Genomic DNA, 22,251 nt, shown 5'->3' on the forward strand with positions numbered 1-22,251 from the left:
CTTGGGCCTGTCTGACGATTCTCGTCTGCCGCGCGACGCCATGCACGCACTCTCGCCGCGCCGGCCCCAGACCCCGGTACGTCCAGTACGGGGGTCTGGGGCCGACACGCCGAGAGCACGCACCTGACGCCGCGCGGCCGCCCTCCGGGCGACGACGGGAATTGTCAGACAGGCCCTGGCCGCGGCACGTGCCGGGGAGCGTTCGGCCTGGGTCTCGAGATGCGAGGGCGGCCGGGGCCGGTGACCCTGGGAGTGGAAGCCTCAAACGACGAGGAGGGCTGCCATGTCCTTCATGGACAAGATCAAGGGAATGCTCAAAGGCCATGAGGACATGGCCGACAAGGGCATCGACAAGGGCGGGGACTACATCGACCAGCGGACCGGCAACAAGCACCAGTCCCAGGTCGACACCGGGCAGGACAAGCTGAGGGACCAGTTCGGCACCCAGCACCGCGACAACCCGCCGCATTCCTGACCACGCGGCCCGCCACACACAGCGTTCCGGAGGCCCCGCCGCCCGCAGACGGGCGGCGGGTCCTCCCTGTGCCCGCATCACCCGATCGCCCCCCCCCCGCCCGCGACCCCGTCCACCAGGGCGGGCTAGGTTGGTGACCATGGCACCACGGACCCGACCGACGTCCGCACCGTCGCACGAGGGGGCGTCGCACAGCGGGCCGCCGGACGCCGGTCACGACGGACTCATCAGGGTCCGGGGCGCCACCGAGCACAATCTGCGCCACGTCGACGTGGACGTCCCCCGCGATCAGGTGGTGGCCTTCACCGGGGTGTCGGGGTCCGGCAAGTCCTCGCTGGCGTTCGCGACCATCTACGCCGAGGCCCAGCAGCGCTACCTCGAGTCCGTCGCGCCGTACGCCCGCAGGCTGATCGACCAGGGCTCGGCGCCGAGGGTCGGCGCGATCACCGGACTGCCGCCCGCCGTCGCGCTCCGCCAGCAGCACAGCGGCGGCAGCACCCGCTCGACGGTGGGCACGGTGAGCCGGGTCTCGAACGTCCTGCGCATGTTGTACTCCCGCGCCGGTACCTACCCGGCCGGGCAGACCCCCGAGGACCTGGCCGGGACCTTCCCCCGGGACGCCGCGCCACTGGACTCGGACAGCTTCTCCCCGAACACCGCGGTGGGCGCGTGCCGCACCTGTTCCGGGCTGGGACGGCTGCACACCGTGGACGAGAGCACACTGGTCGGCGACGACTCCCTGAGCATCCGGGAGGGCGCCATCGCCGCGTGGCCCGGCGCCTGGCAGGGCAAGAACTACCGCGACATCCTCGCGGAGCTGGGCATCGACATCGACGTACCGTTCCGTACGCTGCCCGCCGCGCGCCGCGAATGGCTGCTGACCACCGACGAGCAGCCGACGGTCACGGTGCACCCGGTCCGCGACGCCCACCGCGTCGCCCGCTCCTACCAGGGCACCTACATGAGCCCCCGCCGGTGGGTGCTGCACACCTTCGCCACCTCCAAGGCCGCGCATCTGCGGGCGAAGGCCGCCTCGTTCATGACCGAGGAGGTCTGCCCGACCTGCCACGGGAAGCGGCTCAACCCGGAGGCGCTGGCGGTGACCGTCGCCGGACAGGACATCTCGGTCGCCACCTCCATGCCCCTGACCCAGCTCTCGGCCTTCCTGGAGAGCGCCCGCGAGCACCCCGACACCCTGGCCCTGCCCGCCGAGCGCCGACAGGCCGCGCAGGCCCTGATCTCGGGCCTCCAGGACCAGCTCGCCACCCTGATCGACCTCGGCCTCGGCTACCTCGCGACGGCGCGCGCGACCTCCACCCTCTCCAGCGGCGAACTCCAGCGGCTGCACATGGCCACCCAGCTCCGCAGCGGCCTGTTCGGCGTGCTGTACGTCCTGGACGAGCCCTCGGCGGGGCTGCATGCCGCCGACACGGAGCTGCTGCTGACCGCCCTGCGACGGCTCAAGGGCGCCGGGAACAGCGTCTTCGTGGTGGAACACAACGCCCAGGTGCTCGCCTCGGCCGACTGGATCGTGGACATGGGCCCCGGCGCGGGCCGTCACGGCGGGCGGATCCTCTACGACGGTCCGGCCGGGCGGCTCGGCCAGGCGGAAGGGTCGGTGACCGCCCGCTATCTCACCGCGAGCGCGCCCACCGTGCCCGGCCCCGAGCAGCCCCGCCATCCGGAGGGCTGGCTCCGCCTGTCCGGCGTCACCGGCCACAACCTCCGCGATCTGGACGCGAGTTTCCCGCTCGGCACCCTCACGGCGGTCACCGGCGTATCCGGCTCCGGGAAGTCGACCCTCGTACGACGCGCCCTCGCGGACACCGTGCGCGACCATCTGCACGCCGACGAGTCCGCGGCGGACCTCGCCCGCGGCCCCGCCTCGGTGGAGACCGCCGACGAGGAGGAGGACGGGGTGCCGCCGTGGGCCCTCACGGAGGACCGTGTGACGGTGCGCTCCGCCGAGGGGCTCGGGAACATCGACCGGCTGGTGGTCGTGGACCAGAAGCCCATCGGGCGCACCCCGCGCTCCAACCTCGCCACCTACACGGGCCTGTTCGACAGCGTCCGCAAGCTGTTCGCGTCCCAGCCCGCCGCCCGCGAACTCGGGTACACCGCGAGCCGCTTCTCCTTCAACGTTCCCCAGGGGCGCTGCCCGCACTGCCTGGGCGACGGCGTCGTCAGCATCGAGCTGCTCTTCCTGCCCACGGAGACCTCACCGTGCCCGGTCTGCGCGGGCGCGCGCTACAACCCCGGGACGCTCATGGTGCGTTACCGCGACAAAACCATCGCGGACGTGCTGGCCATGAGCGTGGAGGAGGCTCTGGAGTTCCTCCGCGACGTGCAACCCGCCGCCCGTATCCTCCAGTTGCTCTCCGACATCGGCCTCGGCTATCTCTCGCTCGGCCAGAGCGCCACGACACTGTCCGGCGGGGAGGCGCAGCGCATCAAGCTGGTGAGCGAACTGCACCGTGCTCCGCGCGGCCACAGCCTCTACCTCCTGGACGAGCCCACCAGCGGACTGCATCCCGCCGACATCGACCTGCTCGTCGGGCAGTTGCAGCGCCTGGTGGACGCCGGGAACACGGTCGTCGTGGTGGAGCACGACCTGCGCACGATCGCCGCCGCGGACTGGGTTGTCGACCTCGGTCCGGGCGCGGGCGACGACGGCGGCCGGATCGTCGCCCAGGGCCGCCCCGAGGAGGTCGCACGGGAGGGCGGCACCCCCACCGCCGAGCACCTGGGCCGCCATCTCTCGCTGCGCGAGACCCAAGACGCCTGATTTGTCGGCATATCTGATGAATGTCGGTAGCATGGAACTGGCCGTGCGCTGGCCCCCGCGGAGTGTGCGCGGCCGCTGACCGAGGGGTGCGGGCAGGACGCTCCCCGACACGGAAGGTGAGCGATCATGACGGGCAAGATGGACGCCTCAGAGGCCGCACGCATCATGGCCGACCCGAACGCCACGCCGGAAGAGCGCTCCGTGGCCGCCAGCGCCCTGTCCGACGCCGAACGTGGCCACCACACGAGCAAGCGGGTCGCCTCCGAGGCCGGCCAGTTGCTGGACGACATGAACATCACGGAGGACGACCGCTCCGTGGCCGGGAGCGACCTGTCGCAGGACCGCAAGCGCGGCCGCAAGGGCGACTCCTGAGAAACCGGACACCCGCCGGGTGGACGCCGCGCCGGCGCGGTGTCCACCCGGTCCGCCGTTCCCGGCCCCGAGCCGGTCAGGGCTCCTTCACGGTCAGGGCTCCTTCGTCACGCAGGAGGCGAGCAGCCGCCGGGCCTCCTCCGCGCCGAGCACCCGGTCCAGGACCAGGTCGCCGGTCATGTGCGGGAAGAAGCGGCCCGCAGGCCAGCTCCGCCGGTACGGCGCCGGATCCAGCACGAGCAGACGCACGCCGTCCACGACGGGGATGTCGGACGGCGTCCCCTCGTTCCACACCCACTCCCCACCGGGGGTGACGAGGTTGAAGGCGCCGGTGGTGGGCACCTGGCCCGGCTGGTCGCGGCAGACGGCGGCCTCCTGGGCCGAGGGGGCCTCGCCGGGGACGTGACCGCCACCGATCAGGACGTCGGCGAGGAGGGTGTGCAGCTGGAAGTTGTCGCCGATGCCGCTCATCCGCAGCGCGTAGCCGGTCCCGGTGGGGCGGTGGAGCACCACCAGGGGCTCGTCGAGGACCAGGAGAGCGTAGGTGAGGCACTTGAAGTCGTGCCCGGACGCCTCCTCGACCGAGCGCAGTGCGGTGAGGAGGGCGTCGCGCCGCTCGGCGGTCAACGCGGTACGCACGCCGGGGTGGTTGAGCATCGCCACGGACGCCATCTCCCACTGGGGCAGCGCGATCCAGGACAGCGTCTCCTCCGCGCCCACCCGGTCGAGCACGTCGGCGCCGGTCTCCTCGGGGTCGGGGAAGTCCCCGCCGCCGGTGGTCTGCCAGCGCTCGCAGAACCGCTGGACCCCGGCGAGATTCTCGGCCAGGCCCTCGAACACGTGCGGCGCGCACCCGGTGGCGTCGGCCCCGCGCTCGACACAGGCGCCGACGACCACGGCGACCCTCCCCCGGGCGCCGGTCGGCACCTCGGGCAGGAGGCCGGCGAGGCGGGGCGCCGTCTGTGCCAGCTCCTGGGCGGAGGCGTCGGCGAAGTGCCGGTACATCTGCTGGAAGGCGTTCTCCGCACGGTCGCCGTCGCGCTCCCGCACAGCGGTCTCGAAGCCGGTGACGGCCTCGGAGAACCGCTCCCTCCCCTTTTTTCCGAAGATCATGCCGGGAGCCTACCGAGGAGCACTGACATGCCAGACGGGGCCGGGATGAGCACCGATCCCGGCCCCGCCCGTCCGCGCTGTCGGCGAACGTGTGTGACAACCATGTGTGACGACCAGGGGCCGTCTCCCCCTAGCGCCGTGCCTTGCGGGTGGCGCGCAGCCACTCCTTGTTCATGCGGGTGATGGAGACCAGCGGGATGCCCTTGGGGCAGGCGGTGGCGCACTCGCCCGCGAGGGTGCAGCCGCCGAAGCCCTCCTCGTCCATCTGCGTCACCATGTCCAGCACCCGGGTCTCGCGCTCGGGCGCGCCCTGCGGGAGCACGTTGAGGTGGTTGACCTTGGCGGAGGTGAACAGCATCGCCGCGCCGTTGGGACACGCCGCCACGCAGGCGCCGCAGCCGATGCACTCGGCGTGCTCGAAGGCGAGGTCGGCGTCCGGCTTGGGCACCGGCGTGGAGTGGGCCTCGGGGGCGGCGCCGGTGGGGGCGGTGATGTAGCCGCCGGCCTGGATGATCCGGTCGAAGGCCGAGCGGTCCACCACCAGGTCCTTGATCACCGGGAAGGCGGCGGCCCGCCACGGCTCGACGTCGATGGTGTCGCCGTCACGGAAGGACCGCATGTGCAACTGACAGGTGGTGGTGCGCTCGGGCCCGTGGGCGTCGCCGTTGATGACGAGGCTGCACGCGCCGCAGATGCCCTCGCGACAGTCGTGGTCGAAGGCGACGGGGTCCTCGCCCTCCAGGATGAGCCGCTCGTTGAGCTGGTCCAGCATCTCCAGGAAGGACATGTCGGGCGAGACGCCGTCCACCTCGTAGGTGGACATCGCGCCGTCGGCGCCGGCGTTCTTCTGCCGCCAGACGCGCAGGGTGAGCCTCATGCGTAGCTCCGCTGGGTGGGGTGGACGTACTCGAAGACCAGGTCTTCCTTGTGCAGGACGGGTGCCTCGCCGGTGGCGGTGAACTCCCAGGCGGCCGCGTAGCCGAACTCCTCGTCCCGGCGGGCCGCCTCGCCGTCGGGGGTCTGGGACTCCTCGCGGAAGTGGCCGCCGCAGGACTCGGCGCGGTGCAGCGCGTCCAGGCACATCAGCTCGGCCAGTTCGAGGTAGTCGACGATGCGATTGGCCTTCTCCAGCGACTGGTTGAACTCCTCGCCGGTACCGGGGACCTTGATCCGGCGCCAGAACTCCTCGCGGATGCGCGGGATTTCCTCAAGCGCCTTGCGCAGTCCGGCGTCCGTGCGGGCCATGCCGCAGAACTCCCACATCAGTTCGCCGAGTTCGCGGTGGAAGGAGTCGGGGGTGCGGTCGCCGTCCACGGCGAGGAGCAGGTTGACCCGGTCCTCGGTCTCGGCCAGCACCTCCTGCACGGCGGGGTGTTCGGCACTGACCTCGCCCTGGCGCGGGTTGCGGGCCAGGTAGTCGTTGATGGTGGCGGGCAGGACGAAGTAGCCGTCCGCCAGGCCCTGCATCAGCGCGGAGGCACCGAGCCGGTTGGCGCCGTGGTCGGAGAAGTTGGCCTCACCGATCGCGAACAGGCCGGGGATCGTGGTCTGGAGGTCGTAGTCGACCCACAGTCCGCCCATCGTGTAGTGCACGGCGGGGTAGATCCGCATCGGCACCTCGTAGGGGTCCTCGTCGGTGATCCGCTGGTACATGTCGAAGAGGTTGCCGTACTTGGCCTCGACGGCCTCGCGCCCCATGCGCCGGATGGCGTCGGCGAAGTCCAGGTAGACGCCCTGGCCGCCGGGTCCGACGCCCCGGCCCTCGTCGCAGACGTTCTTAGCGGCGCGGGAGGCGATGTCGCGCGGGACCAGGTTGCCGAAGGAGGGGTAGATCCGCTCAAGGTAGTAGTCGCGCTCGCCCTCGGGGATCTCGTTGGGCGGGCGGGTGTCGCCCTTGGCCTTGGGCACCCAGATCCGGCCGTCGTTGCGCAGCGACTCGCTCATCAGGGTCAGCTTGGACTGGTGGTCGCCGGTGCGCGGGATGCAGGTGGGGTGGATCTGGGTGAAGCAGGGGTTGGCGAACAGCGCGCCCCGCCGGTGCGCCCGCCAGATGGCGGTGGCGTTGGAGTTCATGGCGTTGGTCGACAGATAGAAGACGTTGCCGTAGCCGCCGCTCGCCAGGACCACCGCGTCCGCGAAGTACGTGTCGATCTTCCCGGTGATCAGGTCGCGGGCCACGATCCCGCGCGCCCGGCCGTCGACCACGATCAGGTCGAGCATCTCGGTGCGCGGGTGCAGTTCCACGTTCCCGGCGGCGATCTGCCGGGACAGCGCCTGGTAGGCGCCGAGGAGGAGCTGCTGGCCTGTCTGGCCGCGGGCGTAGAAGGTGCGGGAGACCTGGACGCCGCCGAAGGAGCGGGTGTCGAGCAGTCCGCCGTACTCGCGGGCGAACGGCACGCCCTGGGCGACGCACTGGTCGATGATCTCGACCGAGATCTGCGCGAGGCGGTGGACGTTGGACTCACGGGCGCGGAAGTCACCGCCCTTGACGGTGTCGTAGAACAGCCGATGCACGGAGTCGCCGTCGTTGCGGTAGTTCTTCGCCGCGTTGATGCCGCCCTGCGCCGCGATGGAGTGGGCGCGGCGCGGGGAGTCCTGGTAGCAGAACTGGACGACGTGGTAGCCCTGTTCGGCGAGTGTGGCTCCGGCGGAGCCGCCCGCGAGGCCGGTGCCGACGACGATGACGGTGTGCTTGCGCCGGTTGGCCGGGTTGACCAGTTTCGCCTCGAAGCGGCGGGTGTCCCAGCGCTCCTGGATCGGCCCGCTCGGGGCCTTGGCGTCGGCGACCGGGGCGCCGGTCGGGTAGTCGGTGTAGGTCATGGTCAGCTCACCACTCCGGTCATGACACCCACGGGTACGGCGATGAACCCGGCCGTGAGCAGCAGTGCGAGGACGTTCGCGACGGTCTTCAGGACCCGGTCGCGGGTGCGGCCGCCGGCGCCGAGGGTCTGGGCGGCGCTCCAGAAGCCGTGCCGGATGTGCAGGCCGAGCGCGAGCATCGCGACGATGTAGATCACGTTGCCGTACCAGGTGGAGAAGGTGTCCACCACGTTCTGGTACGGGTGACCCGCCTGGAAGCCGCCGGAGTGCACGGTGCCGGTGGTCAGGTCCAGGATGTGCCAGACGATGAAGAGGCCGAGGATGATCCCGCCCCAGCGCATCGTGCGGGTCGCGTAGCTCGAACGCGCCTTCTTGTGCGCGTACTTGACGGGACGCGCCTTGATGTCGCGGCGGCTGAGCCGGTAGGCGGCGGTCGCGTGCGCGACCACGGCGACCACCAGGACGATCCGGACGAGCCAGAGAGTCCACTCGTCGTGCATGAAGGGTTCGCCGACCGTGCGCAGCCAGTGGGCGTAGTGGTTGTACTCGGCGGCCCCGAAGTAGATCTTCAGATTGCCGATCATGTGCACGATCAGGTAGAGCAGCATGATCAGCCCGCTGACGGCCATCACCGTCTTCTTGCCGACGGAGCTGTCCCACATCGCGCGCGCCATGGACGGACGACGGTCCGTCCGCGTTGCCAGAGCCATGAACAGGACGCTAGAGCCGGGAACACCGATCGGTCCAAGACATGGTTCGGCTGATCTCCATAGGCTGCGACTATGCTGGAAGGGTGCAGTTCCAACAGCTCCAGTACTTCGTGGCCGTCGCCGAGACCCGCCACTTCACCCGGGCCGCCGAGCGGGTCCATGTCGCCCAGCCCTCGCTGTCCCAGCAGATCCGCGCGCTGGAGCGGGAACTGGGCGCCGACCTGTTCGTGCGGGCGCGCGGCAACATCGCGCTGACCGACGCGGGCGAGACCCTGCTGCCGCTGGCCCGCCGCATCCTCGCGGACGCGGACACCGCCCGGCAGGAGGTCCAGGAGCTGGTGCAGCTGCGGCGCGGCCGGGTCCGGCTCGGCGCGACCCCCAGCCTCTGCACCGGTCTGCTCCCGGATGTGCTGCGCGCCTTCCACGACCGCTACCCCGGCATCCAGCTCCTCATCGAGGAGGGCGGCTCCCGCGACCTGGTCCGCGAGCTGGCCCGCGGCGCCCTGGACCTCGCCCTGATCGTGCTCCCCCTGCCGGCGCCGGCGCCCGCGCTGACCACGGTGGAGCTGCTGCGGGAGGACCTGGTGGTGGTGTCCTCACCGGACGAGCCCGCGCCCGGGCGGGGGCGGCGGACGGTGGAGATCGCGGACCTCGCGGACGAGCGGCTGGTGATGTTCCGGCACGGATACGACCTGCGCGAGCTGACCGTCGCGGCGTGCCGTGCCGCCGGGTTCGAGCCGGAGTTCGCCGTCGAGGGGGGCGAGATGGACGCGGTGCTGGGGTTCGTGCGGGCGGGGTTGGGCGTTGCCGTGGTGCCGCGGATGGTCGCCACCCGGGCGGGGCGGGGGCTTCGGGTCACTCCGCTCGCGCGGCCCGGGTTGCAGCGGGCGATCGCACTGGCGCACCGGAGCGATGTGGCTCCGCCTCGGGGGGCTCGGGAGTTGCAGCGGATGCTGCTCGAACGGTGATCAACGCCGCTACACTCGGCCGATGTTACTCATGAGAAAGCTGCGCCGGGCGTGGTCCGGCAAGACCTCACTGGCCTGCGCGTCGGTGTGCGGAGCGCTGACCCTGCTGCTCGCCAACCCCCAGCCGGCCGCCGCCGCGACACCGTTGGCGCCGATGAACGCGTCGGTGATGAAGCTGACGGCGGGTGACTTCCAGAGCCGCTGGAACGCGATCGACGCCATCGAGGCCGGCGGCGCCGTCACCAGCTACTACGACCCCGACCAGGACGCGCTGGGCCCCCTGCTGACCGGCAACGGGCACACGGGCAGCCGGGGCCTGTGCCACCCGACCAACCTCGACCCGGCCTATTCCCCTGACGGCTTCTGCTGGGACACCGCCGACGACACCTCCAGCGAGTGGACGCCCCAGGGCCTCACCGGCTCGCACGACGCCTCGCCGTCCGGCACCTGGCGCGGGCACTACGTCTACATCGCCTCGTGGCACTACTCGGACAACAGCTTCGCCCGCATCACGGTGGTGGACAACAGCCCCGGCGCCCCCACCACGTACAACCACATCATGCTGGTCGACCCGTACGGCAGCGGCGGTTCGGCCAACTTCCGGGCGGTCGGCGCCGCTTCGCCCGCGTCCCCCGCCCCCGGCGGTCACGCGGACGGCATCTCCTGGTACGGCAACAAGCTGTTCCTCGCGACCGGGCACCAGATCCAGGTCTACGACCTGCGGCATCTGTGGAAAATGAGCGGCAACACCTCGGCATCGGTCGGCATCCAGAACGGCGCGTCGTCCGCGCGGTACTTCAACTACGCGCTGCCGATGATCGGCCTGTACTACAACGGCATGCCGGGGGACGCGTGCACGGACACCAATCCCTGTCTGACCTCGCTGAGCCTGGACCGCACCGGTGCGGACGGCCTGGTCACCTCCGAGTTCAACGCCACCGGCGGCCGGCCGGTCGTCCGCTGGCCGCTGTCCTCCAACGGCTTGCTGGAGACGGACACGGCCGGCAACAGCACCGGTACCGTGACGGCCACCGCCGCCTACCGGGTTCCGGTCTGGAAGGTCCAGGGCGCCGCGACGGACGGCACGTACTACTACTTCAGCGGCGAGTGTCCGCAGTACGCGGGCGGCACCGACGCCGACGTGCCGTACTGCGTCCACCGGGCGAAGCCCGGGGAGGAGCCGCACGTGCTGACGGAGGCGCCGCCCCTGACGCAGAACCTGTCGTGGTCCCCCTTGGCGGGCAGGTTGTGGGGCATCAACGAGCGGGCGAACACCACCTCGGGCAAGCGTGTGGTCTTCTCCATCCACACCCCGAGCTGACGGACGCCCGGGCGGGAGCCGGTGTGCCGCTCACCCCGGCTCCGCTTCCGCCCCAGGCCCGTCAGCCCGTCGAGGACCCCCTCAGCCCGTCGAGTCCACCAGCGCCAGGGCGTGGAGCCGCTCCGGCGGGCCCGGTCTCGCGTAGTACCAGCCCTGCGCCGTGTCGCAGCCCAGGAGGCGGAGTTGTTCGGCCTGGGCGCTGGTCTCGACGCCCTCGACCGTGACCGCGAGGTCGAGGCTGTGGGCCAGGGAGACTATGCCTTCGACGATCTTCAGGTCGACCGGGTCGGCGGGGAACTGCTGCATTCCCCGGGTGAAGGAACGATCCAGCTTGAGGATGCTCACCGGGAGGCGGCGCAGGTTGGCGAGATTGGAGTAGCCGGTGCCGAAGTCGTCCAGGGCTATGTCGACGCCCATCTCCGCCAGGCGGCGCAGGGGCTTCAGGAGGCCGTCGTCGGCGCCGATCAGGGCGGACTCGGTGACCTCCAGGCAGAGCGCGTCCGGGGTGACTCCGGTGCGCTCCAGGATGTCGACGGTGTCCTGGACCAGCCCGGGGTGGGTGAGCTGGCAGGGTGAGAGGTTGACGTTGATGCGCAGGGGCTGCCCCTTGTCACCGTCGGCCTCCTGCCAGGCGCGCGCCTGCCGCACGGACTGCTCCAGGACCCAGCGGCCCAGCGGCACGATCAGCCCGGTGTGCTCGGCGAGCGGGATGAAGCGGTCCGGGCCGAGCACCCCGTGCTGCGGATGCAGCCAGCGCACCAGCGCCTCGGCGCCCCGGACGGTGCCGTCGCCGAGGTGCACCAGGGGCTGGTACTCGATGAAGAACTCGCCGCGCTCCAGAGCGGTGGGCAGCGCGGTGGTCAGGCCGTGCCGGGTGATGGCGCGGGCGTCGGCCTCCGGGTCCGCGAGTTCCGCGCGGTTGCCGCCCGCCGACTTGGCCCGGTACATCGTGATGTCCGCGCTGCGCAGCACCTCAGCCGCCGTCCGCTCCCCCGCCGGGCCCTCCACGATGCCGAGACTGCCGCGCACCAGCAGGTCGCGGCCGTCGATGCTCACCGGGGTGACCAGCGCGTTCATGATGCGGTCGGCCAGTTCGTCCACGCCCTGCTCGGTGCCGGGGCCGGTGGTGAGGGCCACGAACTCGTCGCCGCCGAGCCGGGCGACCATCTCGCCGGGCGCGGCCGTGCAGGACTGGAGGCGGTCCGCGACCTCCACCAGGAGCCGGTCGCCCGCCGCGTGGCCGAGGCTGTCGTTGATGGCCTTGAAGCCGTCGAGGTCGAGGTAGCACAGCCCGAAGCGCTGGCCCTTGCCCGCCGCGAGGGCCTTCTCCAGGCGCTCGAAGAACAGGGTGCGGTTGGGCAGTCCGGTGAGGGCGTCGTGGGTGGCCTCGTAGCGCAGCCGGAGATGGAGCAGGCGGCGCTCGGTGGTGTCCTCCATGAGCGCGAGCTGGTACTGCGGGCTGCCGTCGGCGTCACGCAGCAGGGAGACCGTGAGGTTGGTCCACAGCACGGTGCCGTCGGGACGGTTGAACGCCTTCTCGACGTGGAAGTGCTCGCGCTCGCCCCGCACGAGTTCGTCGTAGAGCCGCCAGGTCTGGGGCGCGTCCTCGGGGTGCTTCCAGTCCCGCACCCGCAGTCCGCCCATGGCCGACGAGGACAGGCCGAACATGCGCAGCAGGGCGCCGTTGACCTGGAGCACGTTGCCGTCGAGGTCCGCGATGCCGATGCCGATGGCGGCGCCCTCGAAGACGGCGCGGAAGCGGGCCTCGCTGGTGTGCAGCGCCTCGGCGACCACCCCCTGGGCGCGCAGCGCGGCCTGGGCGACGGCCTCCTGCTCGGCGAGTGTGCGGTCGCGCAGCGCCTGCGCGTAACCGGCGGCCATCGCGTGCTGCAACCGCGAGGAACGCAGGCGCAGTTCGTCCTGCGGGCCGTCCTCGCCGCAGTACAGGACGAGGTAGGCGTCCACGCAGTCCAGGGTGCGGGTGAGGACCTCGGGGTCGGTGCCGTGCGCCTCGACGAGGGCGGCGCCGACGGCCTTGGCCTCTCCGGGGTCGAAGCTGCGGGCGCGCAGGGCGCGGCTCAGCCGGGCCGCGAGGGGCAGCAGTTGCGCCTCGAACTCGGCTCGGGTCAGCGAGGTGGCGGTGACCGGGTACACCGCGCGGCTCCAGATCGTCGTCAGGCGGCGCAGTCTGCCCTCCGGCCCGTCCGGTGCCGCGCTCAACGCTTGCGCCCCACGCCCGCGAACCCGGAGAACGCGTACGCGTCCTCGTCCTCCGGTGCCGATTCCGGCCGCCACTCGGGCATCGTGACCAGCCCGGGCTCCACCATGTCGTATCCCTCGAAGAACCGCGCGATCTCGTCGCGCGAGCGCATGATCAGCGGGCTGCGGATGTCCTTGTACACATCCACCGCCCCCTCGGCCCGCTCCGGGGCCACGGGTATGCCCTCGTAGGCGGCGTGGGTGAGGACCAGCAGGCTGCCGGGGGCGAGCGCGTCGTGCAGCTCGGCCAGCGCGGTGTGCACTTCGTCGGTGTCCTCGACGAAGTGCAGGACGGCCACGAGCAGCAGGGCGACGGGGCGTTCGAGGTCGAGCAGCCGCTCCACCTGGGGACTGGCCAGGATCTCCTGCGGCTTGCGCAGATCGGCGGCGACCACCTCGGCGCCGGGGTTGCCCGCGAGGACCGCCTCGCTGTGCGCGACGGCCACCGGGTCGTGGTCCACGTAGACGACGCGGGCGCCGGGTACGGCGGACTGGGCGATCTCGTGGACGTTGCCGTAGGTGGGGATGCCGGAGCCGATGTCCAGGAACTGGGTCAGGCCCTGGTCGGTGGCGAAGCGCACCGCTCTGCGCAGGAAGGCCCGGTTCGCCTGCATGATCTTCGGCAGGCCCGGGATGAACTCCATCGCGCTGCGGGCCGCTTCCCGGTCGACCTCGAAGTTGTGCGAACCGCCCAGGTAGTAGTCGTACATGCGCGAGACGCTCGGCACCGAGATGTCGATGCTCCGGGGGGCCCAGGCGGGGCGCTCCATGTATCACTCCAAGGCGTAGGGGACGGGGGCAGACGATCCGGTGTTCGAGCTGAGGCTACTGATCGCTTGCCAATGGAGCGACCCGAAACGGAAATTGACCATCCGTTCCCGGTCACTGCCTGCGGGAAGTACGCGCCCGACCCCGCTGAGTGACGTCCGGCGGGCATGACGGCGGCCCGCCTCCCTCCGTGCGGTACGGAGGAAGACGGGCGCCGGTGGGGGGAGTTCGGGTTCCCGGGAGTCGCCTCGGGGCTGCCCTAGGCGGCGGGGGCGCCGATCGGCTTGCCGTCGGGCGAGACGGCGTACCAGGTGCCGCCCACGCCCTGGCCGTTGGTGTCGCCGGGGGCCTTGTCACCGGAGAAGGTGTAGATCGGCCAGCAGTTGACCGTCATCTGCTTCACACCGTCGGGCCGGGTGAACGGCATCAGGCCCTTCTTGAGCACACCCTTGGTGTCGCTCTCCTCGACCGGGCCGACCGCCGGCCACTTCTCCAGGCACGCTCCGGTGCAGTTGGAGACGGACTTCGGCCACGCCTTGTCCTTGAGGAAGCGGTAGACCGTGTGGCCGTTCTTGTCGACGATGATGTCGCCGAGCTTCGCGTCCTTGTGCACGGACAGACCGGGCAGGGAGGCGAGGGACGCCTTCTTGCCGTTGGGGGCGAGCGCGAACCAGGTCTTGCCGACGCCCTGGCCCTTGGTGTCACCGGCCTGCTTGTCCTTGGCGAACCGGTAGGCGGGCCAGCCGTCGATGGTGAGCTGCTTGCTGCCGTCGGGGCGGGTCACCTCGCCCAGGGCCGACTTCGCGACACCGGCACCGGCCGAGGCGTCGTCAGCGGGCACCGGCGGCCAGGCGGTGGCGCAGTCGCCCTCGCACGTGGACGCCGGCGGCTTGGCGGTGTCCTTGTCGAACCGGTACAGCGTCATGCCGGCCTCGTCGGTGAGCACGTTGCCGAGCTTGGCGTCCTTGGCCACGGTCAGCTTGCCCGCCGGGACGCCGGCGTTCGGGGAGGCGGAGGCGTTGCTGCCGTCGGCGCCGTAGCCGTTGCCCGCGCCGGGGTCGCCGTAGCCGCCGGCCGAGGGCGAGGCCGCCGCGCCCGCCGCACCGACGTTCTGGGCCGCCGGTGTCGTGGCGTTTTCCTGACCGCACGCCGTGGTCAGCGCCAGCACCGAGGCTGCCGTGGCCATCAGTGAGGCGGTCCGCCAGGAGGTCTTCATCCTCAACTCCCCATTTTTCGCCTGGATATCGCTATCGGAGCGCCTGCCGCGCCGCCGCACGGCCATGGGTACGGGGGGCGGCCGGCCGGTGTTCAACGGCACGGCGAAAAACTTTCGGTCGGCTGTGTGGGCGGGCGCTGCGCGGGGTCACCGGGCCGGGGTGTTGTGGCCGAGAGTCGGAGCCGGGGCGTCGTGGCCGGGACGCCCGGGCGGGGCGCGGATGCCGGGGACCGGGCCGCGAGCCCAAGCCGGGGGCGATGGCCGGGACACACCGGTCGGATACCGGGCCCGGCCCACGGCACGGGGGCGGCGCGCGGCGGTCGGGGTGTCGGATGCGCGGCAGGGTGCGAGCGCCGGGGGCGGATGCCGGGGGCGCCCACCGCACGGGTGTTCCCCTACGGGTCGTCGGGTGCGATGCCGTGTCAAACCGCTTGTGGGGGATCTCCCTCTTTCGGATCAATCCCCTCAAGGCGGGGCGTGGGAGCGGCTCGTGCGCCTCATGATCTCGTCGTGCAAGGACCCGAAGGAACCCGAGTCACGGCCGCCGTAAGAGCGTTGGCCGTGCTGGCGGTGGCCTGGGCGGTGGTGGGGTGTCCGGCCGGCACCGCGTCGGCGGACGTCTGCGCCTACGCCTCGACGGGGCCGGACGGCACGGTGGCGATCGCGGTGGTCGGGGACGGTCCCTGGCCCCCGCCGTGCCAGGAGCCGCCTCCGCCGCCCTGCCCGCCGACACCCACCCCGACACCGACACCCACCCCGACACCGACACCCACCCCCACTCCGGCGCCGCCTCCGCCCCCTCCTCCACCACCGAAACCGAAGCCGACTCCCACACCGACCCCGCCCCCACCACCGAAACCGGCCCCCGAACCGAGGCCGCCCGCCCGGCCCGCACCCCCACCGCCACCCGCACCGGTCCGGCCCCCGGCGCCGCCCCCACCGGCGCCCGCACCCGCACCGCCACCGAAGCCGAAGCCCACCCCGCGCCCCACCGCGACCCCCGTGAGCTACCCGGCGTACCACCCCAAGCCCGCCAGGCGGACCGCGCCCTCCCCCACCTCGCCGGTCACCTACGTGCTGCTCATCACCGTCCCCCCGATCGTCGCCGTCGCCGCCCTGCGCCCGCGCTGACGCGGCCGTACCTCACCCCTGGAGGAACCACTTGTCCGATTGGCTTGTCCTGCTCCTGGCGATGCTGGGCGCGTGCGCGGTGGTGGTCGTCATCACCCTCGTACGGCACAAGCGAGCCCCGGAGGACGAGGACCCCAGCGAGACCCCGGACGTCATCGAGTACATGACGATGTGGATCGGCGTCGTCTACGCCATCGTCCTCGGCCTCGCGATCGCGGGCGTGTGGGAGGCCCGCAGCGCAGCGCAGGACCAGGTGCAGAGCGAGGCCCAGGCGCTGCACGAGATCTCCGAGCGCGTCCGCGTCTATCCGCCGGACGTGCGCGACCGCATCCGGAACGACATCGACATCTACGTCTCGCACGTCGTGACCACCGAGTGGAAGGCGATGACCGACAAGGGCGAAGTGACGGACAAGGGCGCCCGGTTGCTGGCCCAGGTCCGGCACGACGTCACGGACTACCGACCGAAGAACGACTTCGAGGCCCAGGCGTACCAGCCGGTCCTGGACCAGTTGGCCGCCGCCGACCAGGCGCGCAACGCCCGGGCCGACTCCACCGGGGACACCATGCCGCCGGTGGTGTGGTGGGGGCTGCTCGCCGGTGCGGTGATCACCGTCGGTATGGTCTTCGCGCTTCAGATCCGGCGCACGACAAGGGAGTTGGTCCTGGCCGGGCTCTTCTCCGCGACCATCGCCTTCATGCTCTTCCTGATCTGGGACTTCGACGCACCCTTCAGCCGGGGCATCGCGGCGACGGCGGAGCCGTTCCTCAGCCTGTTCCCGGGCGCCAGGGGATAGCACCCGCCGCGCATCGGGCACACGAAGATGCCGCCGCGTCCCACGACGGTCGCCGGCGGCATCCGGGGGGGCGGTGCAGTAGGGCCCTCAGACCCGTTTCCCGCCCCGGCGGCGCAACCAGAACACCGCAGGTCACGTGCCGTCAGAAGTCTCTCGTGAACCGCAACTCGGATGGCGCACCGGGCTGACGGGCCACCCGTTCGCCCCTCGCCCCGTCGCCGTCTTCTGTGCGTGGGACTTAGTTTCTTCCCATGGGCTGTGGACATGGCCGCGACCACGTGACGAAGGGATGGCGGATGTCTGCCTCCGAGCCTGCGGAGTGGGAGGAGCGGCCGAGGATGCGCGCCCCCTGGGGTGTCGTGGCGCTCGTCCTGCTGACCGGTCTGGCCCTCGTCCGCAGCGGCTCCGGCGAGTTCGACGCGGGTCCGCCCCAGCCGGCCGCCGCGGCGGCCCCGGACACCCGCACCCCGGTGTCCGCCCCCGCCGCGGCGGCCCCGGACTCCACCGTCCCCGCGGCCGCCTCGCTCGCGTTCTCCGCGCCCGGCCGGGTCCGCATCCCCGCGATCCGGGTCGACGCGCCCCTCACCCCGGTCGGCACGAACGCCGACGGCTCGGTGGGCGCGCCGCCGCCTGAGGACACGGATCTGGCGGGCTGGTTCACGGGCGCGGTCTCCCCGGGCGAGAAGGGCACCGCCGTGATCGTCGGCCATGTCGACAACCGGCGCGGTCCGGCCGTGTTCTACGGGCTCGGCGCGCTGAAGAAGGGCGACCGGGTCGAGGTGGACCGCGAGGACGGGCGGGCGGCGGTCTTCGCGGTCTACGGCGTCGAGGTCTTCGAGAAGAGCAAGTTCCCCGGCGACCTGGTCTACGGCTCGAAGGGCGCGCCGGAGCTGCGGGTGATCACCTGCGGCGGCGGCTTCACCGAGCAGAACGGCTACGACGGCAACGTGGTCGTCTTCGCCCGCCTGGCCACGTCCGGCTGAACCGGTGACGGCCGGGCGGGCGCGGGTCCGCTCAGGCCGTACGGCGGGGCGGGACGGTGAGGTGGTAGCCGTGGTCCAGCAGATAGGGCAGGTACTCGCGGATCGCCTGGACACTCTGCGTCCGGTCGCCCCCGGCGTCGTGGGAGAGGATCACGACGCCGGGTCCCGCGTTCTTCTCCACGCGGTTGATCACGGTCCGGGTGCCGGGGGTCATCCAGTCGGTGGTGTCGTGGGTCCAGGCCATGGGCTCCATGCCCAGCTCGGCCTCGAGCTGGAAGGTGGCGCGGTTCCAGGCACCGTAGGGGGCGCGGAACCACTGCGGGCGATCGCCGTAGGCGTCCTGGATCACGTCGCAGGTGCGCTCCATCTCGTCGCGGATGTCCGCGCGGCGCAATTGGGTGAGGAGCGGATGGGTCCAGGTGTGGTTGCCGACCACATGTCCCGCCTCGGCCATGCGGGCGAGGAGTTCCTTGTTCTGGACGGCCATCTCGCCGCACACGAAGAACATGGCGCGCACGTCGTACTTGGCGAGGGTGTCCAGGATGTGCGGGGTGTAGTCGGGGTGGGGTCCGTCGTCGAAGGTCAGCATCATCTCCCGGCCCCGGGTGGAGATGCGTACGAACGGCTGGTGGCGGACCCGCGTCACGCCGGGCGCGGTGCGCGGGGCGCCGTAGCCCGCCAGGGGCTGGAGCCGGAAGGCGGAGGGCCCCAGGGCTTGGCGCGCCTGGGGTCCGGCGAGAGCGGCGGGGGCGGCGGGCTTGTCGCCTCCGCCCGCCAGGAGGAGACCCCCGGTCCCGGCGGCCCCGAGCGCGGCGGCCGAGCCGAGCAGCAGCCGACGCCGTGTGAACAATCGATACTTCTGCATGACCCATCAGTCGCCCCGCCCGGCGTGTGGCCCCCACATCGACACCGTCAGGCCCGGCGATTCCACCCGCTCGGCGGACGCAACCGCGTCCGGCGGTATGACGAATACGACGAGTCGGCCGTGGCGTGGACGTGCCGCTTGTGCTCGGCAGTGGTTTCGATAGCCTCGCCCGCGTGAGGGAACAGCACGCGGAGAACGCGCATCAGTTCGAGCGGGGTACCGACGGACCCAAGGTCATCCTGGTCGGGGTGGACGGCTCCGAGTCCTCGCTGCGCGCCGCGGCGTACGCCGGCGGCCTCGCGCGGCGCCAGGGCGCGCTGCTGGCGGTGGTGTACGTGCAGCCGGTGCTCGCGGCCGGGGCCGCGCTCGGGGCGCCGGTGGCGGAGACGACCGACGAGATCGCCGAGGACCTGATCGGTCAGATCCGGGCGGCGGCGGAGCGCGTGAAGGGGATATTCGAGGTGCGCTGGGAGTTCCACACCTTCCGCGGCGACCCGTACAACGGCCTGGTGCGCGCCGCGGACGAACTGAAGGCGGACGCGGTCGTGGTGGGCGCCTCGGAGCAGGCCGGTCATCGCATCATCGGCTCGGTGGCGGTACGGCTGGTCAAGGCGGGGCGCTGGCCGGTGACGGTCGTGCCGTAGCGGTCGGGCGGACGGAGCCGCGGCGGGCGCCCGGGCGGGCCCGGACCGGCGGCCCGTGCGTGGCGTCTTCCCTCCCCGGCGGGGCTGGGTCATCATGATCCGCCGTCAGCCGTTTGCCGTCGGGGAAGAGGTGAGGCGCGTGGCCAAGATCCGTGCGGGTGAGGGGATTCTCCGTCGCAAACCCATTGAGCACATCGACGAGTCCGAGGCGAGCGAGAGCGGCGGTCTCGAACGCTCGCTCGGGCTGTGGCAGCTCACCGCCATCGGCGTGGGCGGCATCATCGGCGCCGGCATCTTCACGCTGGCGGGGACGGTGGCCAACGGCAAGGCCGGTCCCGCCGTGGTGGTCTCCTTCCTGATCGCCGGTGTCGCGAGCGCCTGCGCGGCGCTGTCGTACGCCGAGTTCGCGGGGCTCATCCCGAAGGCGGGCTCGGCGTACACCTACGGCTACGCGGTGCTCGGCGAGTTCGCGGGCTGGTTCATCGGCTGGGACCTGCTGCTCGAGTACACCGCGATCGTGGCGGTGGTCGCCATCGGCATCTCCGGCTACTTCAGCTTCCTCGTGGAGCGACTGGGCGCCGACCTGCCCGCCTGGATGCTGGGCGCGCCCGGCACGGGGGCGGGACACCGGGTGGACCTGTTCGCCGCGCTGCTGTGTCTGCTGATCGCCTGGCTGCTCACGCTCGGCATCCGCAGCGCCGCCCGGTTCGAGACCGTCGTGGTGGTGCTCAAGGTGCTGGTGGTGCTGCTGGTGATCGGCGTGGGCGTGTTCCACATCAACACCGCGAACTACCACCCGTTCTTCCCGTTCGGCATCAGCGGCGCGTTCACGGGAGCCGCGACCGTCTTCTTCGCGGTGTTCGGCTACGACGCGATGTCCACGGCCGCCGAGGAGTCCAAGGACGCGCAGCGGCACATGCCGAAGGCGATCATCTACTCACTGATCATCTCCATGGTGCTGTACGTGGCCGCGTGCCTGGTGCTGACCGGGATGCAGAACTACAAGGACATCGACCCGGAGAGCGGTTTCTCCTCGGCGTTCGAGTCGGTCGGGCTGAGCGGGCTCGCGGACGTGATCGCGGTGGGCGCGATCATCGGCATCCTCACCGTGATGTTCACGTTCATGCTGGGCGTGACCCGGGTGTGGTTCTCGATGTCCCGCGACGGACTGCTCCCCCGCTGGTTCGCCAAGACCCACCCCACCCGGCACGTGCCGACCCGGGTGACCTGGATCGTCGGGGCCGGCTCCGCGCTCATCGCCGGGTTCGTGCCGATCGGCGAGGCCGCCGAGCTGACCAACATCGGCATCCTCCTGGCGTTCGTGGTGGTGTGCGTGGCGGTGATCGTGCTGCGCTACAAGCGCCCGGAGCTGCCGCGCGCCTTCCGCACGCCGTGGATGCCGTTCGTGCCCGCGCTGGGCGTCGTCTTCTCCATCTGGCTGATCACGTTCCTCGCGTGGCAGACCTGGGTGCGGTTCGCCGTCTGGTTCCTCATCGGCTGCGTGATCTACTTCGGCTACTCCTACCGCCGCTCGACGCTGGCCGGGCAGCCCGCGCCGGAGCGGCAGGTCTGAGTCCGTCTCAGGGCGCCATGGTCAAACCCGCCTCGGCGCCCCCGCCGCCGAGTGCCGCGTCCTTGATCCGGTCGCGCACTCCGGCGAGGTCGGCGCCCTGGGCGATCGCCCTGTTGACCTCCAGCAGGCGGCCGGAGTACTGGTCGTAGAACTGGGGCAGGAACTCGGCGCGGCTCACCTCCCAGCGGCCGCCCTTCTTGGCGGGCGGTACGAACGTGAAGCGGGCGGTGGTGGACTCGCCGCCGCGCCAGTCCTGCGCCCCCTGGGCGCCGGTGGTGCCGGGGCCGATCTGGTCGCCGGTGCCGTAGACCACCCAGGTGCCGTTGACCTTGCCGTACGCCTGCGGGAGATGGCCGTCGGCGCCGAGGATCAGGTCGACGTCCGGGCGGCCGCCGGTCCGGGAGGCGGTCAGCCGCTTGGCGAGGGCGGTCACCGTGTCGTTGGGAGCGTCCCGCCAGCCGTCGCCCCAGTCCAGGGACAGCACGACCACGTCGGCACCTGCCTTGCGCGCGGCGCGGGCACCGGCGATCACGCGCTGCTCGTTGAGCGCGGCGACGGTCCACCCGGGGCTGTGGCCGGCCCGCAGCCCGAGGTCGTAGGTGTACGACAGGTGCGCCACCTTGGCGGGGCCCGCCTGGAGCAGCGGGGTCCGGCCCGCCTCGGCCCGCGTGCGCGCGGTTCCGGCGTGCCGGAGTCCGGCGGCGTCCAGGGCCTTGAGGGTGCGCGGGACACCCGAGGGGTCGACGAGGGCGTCGGCGGCGGCGGTCGCGCAACTGTCGTAGCCGGTGGCGGCGAGCGCGCGGGCGAGCTGCGGCAGGGATGCGGCGGCGGGCTCGGTGTCGTCGCCGGTCACCGGGTCGAGGCCGCAGAGCGCGATGTCGGCGGCGGAGACGACGGGCTCCACGGCGGCGAGCATGGGGCCGAAGTCGTAGCCGCCGCTGCCGCCCTTGCCCTTGCCCTTGCCCTTGTTGTCGCCGCCGTTGCCCTTTTTGTCGCCGCTCGCGTCGACGTACGCCCGGTCCGCGACGGTGGCGTGCGGCATGACGGTGCCCGAGGCGACGAGGGTGAAGCCCTTGCCCGCGGACGGCGCCTGCTGTCCGGCTGCGGGTCCGCCGCGCTCCTGGTTCTGACAGGCGGCCGCCGCCGCGAGGACGGCGGTGAGCGCCAGGGCCACCTGATGCTTGCGTCTGATCATCGACTCACCCCTGCGTGGTCTCGTAGCCGGAATTGTCGTATTGACAGATGAAGCCATGGGGGTGGGTGAGGACGAAGGGGACTCCCCGGGCTGGTGGGCCGGGAGGCCCGATCGGCCCATCGGGGGCGGGGGCGAGCCCACCCGGGGGCCGGGGGCGCCAGGAGCTACCACTCGTCCGACCGTTCACCGACGGAATCGACCGCCCGCCGCACAACCCTGCGCGCGCCCTGTCCCCGACCGGCGCCCTGCGCTGCCAT

At 71.8% G+C, this 22,251-nt stretch carries 20 protein-coding genes; 10 read left to right on the forward strand and 10 right to left on the reverse strand.

From position 1 onward, the window contains the following. Positions 1 to 283 precede the first annotated feature (283 nt). The 3 genes from ACWEEU_RS21550 to ACWEEU_RS21560 all read left to right on the forward strand — a co-directional run bounded on the left by ACWEEU_RS21550 (position 284) and on the right by ACWEEU_RS21560 (position 3,632). Positions 284 to 475: an antitoxin gene (locus ACWEEU_RS21550; RefSeq protein WP_385740969.1), complete on the forward strand. Its 192-nt coding sequence runs from the start codon at positions 284 to 286 to the stop codon at positions 473 to 475. Positions 476 to 614: 139 nt separating this feature from the next. Beyond that, positions 615 to 3,260: an excinuclease ABC subunit UvrA gene (locus tag ACWEEU_RS21555; protein ID WP_385746947.1), complete on the forward strand. Its 2,646-nt coding sequence runs from the start codon at positions 615 to 617 to the stop codon at positions 3,258 to 3,260. 126 nt (positions 3,261 to 3,386) lie between these two features. Continuing rightward, positions 3,387 to 3,632, forward strand: coding sequence for a hypothetical protein (locus ACWEEU_RS21560; protein ID WP_385746949.1), 246 nt, complete (start codon positions 3,387 to 3,389; stop codon positions 3,630 to 3,632). 93 nt (positions 3,633 to 3,725) lie between these two features. Here ACWEEU_RS21560 and ACWEEU_RS21565 read toward each other — a convergent pair whose 3' ends face one another. The 4 genes from ACWEEU_RS21565 to ACWEEU_RS21580 form a co-directional block, all read right to left on the reverse strand. Then, positions 3,726 to 4,745 (reverse strand): hypothetical protein, encoded by a 1,020-nt coding sequence (locus ACWEEU_RS21565; protein WP_385746951.1) that lies wholly within the window; start codon positions 4,743 to 4,745, stop codon positions 3,726 to 3,728. A gap of 130 nt (positions 4,746 to 4,875) precedes the next feature. Beyond that, on the reverse strand, positions 4,876 to 5,622 hold the full coding sequence (locus ACWEEU_RS21570) for a succinate dehydrogenase/fumarate reductase iron-sulfur subunit (RefSeq protein WP_385746953.1): 747 nt from the start codon (positions 5,620 to 5,622) through the stop codon (positions 4,876 to 4,878). Further along, positions 5,619 to 7,565 carry a fumarate reductase/succinate dehydrogenase flavoprotein subunit gene (locus ACWEEU_RS21575; RefSeq protein ID WP_451734305.1) on the reverse strand — a complete coding sequence of 649 codons (1,947 nt, stop codon included), beginning with the start codon at positions 7,563 to 7,565 and terminating at the stop codon, positions 5,619 to 5,621. Before ACWEEU_RS21575 ends, ACWEEU_RS21570 begins: the two co-directional genes overlap by 4 nt. 2 nt (positions 7,566 to 7,567) lie before the next feature. Further along, positions 7,568 to 8,239: a succinate dehydrogenase gene (locus tag ACWEEU_RS21580; protein ID WP_385747005.1), complete on the reverse strand. Its 672-nt coding sequence runs from the start codon at positions 8,237 to 8,239 to the stop codon at positions 7,568 to 7,570. Positions 8,240 to 8,358: 119 nt separating this feature from the next. On the opposite strand from ACWEEU_RS21580, the gene ACWEEU_RS21585 reads away from it, so the two are divergent. Together ACWEEU_RS21585 and ACWEEU_RS21590 are read left to right on the forward strand one after the other, a co-directional pair. Next, positions 8,359 to 9,243, forward strand: coding sequence for a LysR family transcriptional regulator (locus ACWEEU_RS21585; protein WP_385746957.1), 885 nt, complete (start codon positions 8,359 to 8,361; stop codon positions 9,241 to 9,243). 22 nt (positions 9,244 to 9,265) lie between these two features. After that, on the forward strand, positions 9,266 to 10,564 hold the full coding sequence (locus ACWEEU_RS21590) for a hypothetical protein (protein WP_451734307.1): 1,299 nt from the start codon (positions 9,266 to 9,268) through the stop codon (positions 10,562 to 10,564). Between the two features lie 81 nt (positions 10,565 to 10,645). Here ACWEEU_RS21590 and ACWEEU_RS21595 read toward each other — a convergent pair whose 3' ends face one another. The 4 genes from ACWEEU_RS21595 to ACWEEU_RS21610 form a co-directional block, all read right to left on the reverse strand. Next, complete coding sequence (locus ACWEEU_RS21595) at positions 10,646 to 12,784, reverse strand: putative bifunctional diguanylate cyclase/phosphodiesterase (protein ID WP_385746961.1); 2,139 nt, start codon at positions 12,782 to 12,784, stop codon at positions 10,646 to 10,648. Next, positions 12,781 to 13,593 carry an SAM-dependent methyltransferase gene (locus tag ACWEEU_RS21600; protein WP_385746963.1) on the reverse strand — a complete coding sequence of 271 codons (813 nt, stop codon included), beginning with the start codon at positions 13,591 to 13,593 and terminating at the stop codon, positions 12,781 to 12,783. The genes ACWEEU_RS21595 and ACWEEU_RS21600 overlap by 4 nt, the downstream gene beginning before the upstream one ends. A 257-nt stretch (positions 13,594 to 13,850) precedes the next feature. Further along, positions 13,851 to 14,807: an SCO0930 family lipoprotein gene (locus ACWEEU_RS21605; protein WP_385746965.1), complete on the reverse strand. Its 957-nt coding sequence runs from the start codon at positions 14,805 to 14,807 to the stop codon at positions 13,851 to 13,853. Positions 14,808 to 15,433: 626 nt separating this feature from the next. Continuing rightward, complete coding sequence (locus tag ACWEEU_RS21610) at positions 15,434 to 15,580, reverse strand: hypothetical protein (RefSeq protein WP_451734310.1); 147 nt, start codon at positions 15,578 to 15,580, stop codon at positions 15,434 to 15,436. 229 nt (positions 15,581 to 15,809) lie between these two features. On the opposite strand from ACWEEU_RS21610, the gene ACWEEU_RS21615 reads away from it, so the two are divergent. The 3 genes from ACWEEU_RS21615 (at position 15,810) to ACWEEU_RS21625 (ending at position 17,717) form a co-directional block, all read left to right on the forward strand. Beyond that, positions 15,810 to 15,938: a hypothetical protein gene (locus ACWEEU_RS21615; protein ID WP_385746969.1), complete on the forward strand. Its 129-nt coding sequence runs from the start codon at positions 15,810 to 15,812 to the stop codon at positions 15,936 to 15,938. A gap of 31 nt (positions 15,939 to 15,969) precedes the next feature. Next, positions 15,970 to 16,734 carry a bestrophin-like domain gene (locus tag ACWEEU_RS21620; protein WP_385746971.1) on the forward strand — a complete coding sequence of 255 codons (765 nt, stop codon included), beginning with the start codon at positions 15,970 to 15,972 and terminating at the stop codon, positions 16,732 to 16,734. Between the two features lie 296 nt (positions 16,735 to 17,030). Continuing rightward, positions 17,031 to 17,717 carry a class F sortase gene (locus ACWEEU_RS21625; protein ID WP_451734313.1) on the forward strand — a complete coding sequence of 229 codons (687 nt, stop codon included), beginning with the start codon at positions 17,031 to 17,033 and terminating at the stop codon, positions 17,715 to 17,717. Between the two features lie 31 nt (positions 17,718 to 17,748). Here the strand turns inward: ACWEEU_RS21625 and ACWEEU_RS21630 are convergent, their stop codons facing one another. Beyond that, complete coding sequence (locus ACWEEU_RS21630; RefSeq protein WP_451734315.1) at positions 17,749 to 18,582, reverse strand: polysaccharide deacetylase family protein; 834 nt, start codon at positions 18,580 to 18,582, stop codon at positions 17,749 to 17,751. A gap of 173 nt (positions 18,583 to 18,755) precedes the next feature. Here ACWEEU_RS21630 and ACWEEU_RS21635 point away from each other — a divergent pair, with 173 nt between their 5' ends. Then, positions 18,756 to 19,226 carry a universal stress protein gene (locus ACWEEU_RS21635; RefSeq protein ID WP_385746977.1) on the forward strand — a complete coding sequence of 157 codons (471 nt, stop codon included), beginning with the start codon at positions 18,756 to 18,758 and terminating at the stop codon, positions 19,224 to 19,226. A gap of 139 nt (positions 19,227 to 19,365) precedes the next feature. Further along, positions 19,366 to 20,799, forward strand: coding sequence for an amino acid permease (locus ACWEEU_RS21640; protein WP_385746979.1), 1,434 nt, complete (start codon positions 19,366 to 19,368; stop codon positions 20,797 to 20,799). A gap of 7 nt (positions 20,800 to 20,806) precedes the next feature. Here ACWEEU_RS21640 and ACWEEU_RS21645 read toward each other — a convergent pair whose 3' ends face one another. After that, the gene (locus ACWEEU_RS21645) at positions 20,807 to 21,994 is read right to left on the reverse strand and encodes a CapA family protein (RefSeq protein WP_451734318.1); all 1,188 of its coding nucleotides are present in this window, start codon (positions 21,992 to 21,994) and stop codon (positions 20,807 to 20,809) included. Positions 21,995 to 22,251: the final 257 nt, after the last annotated feature.

The organism is Streptomyces sp. NPDC005004 (genome assembly GCF_053600675.1).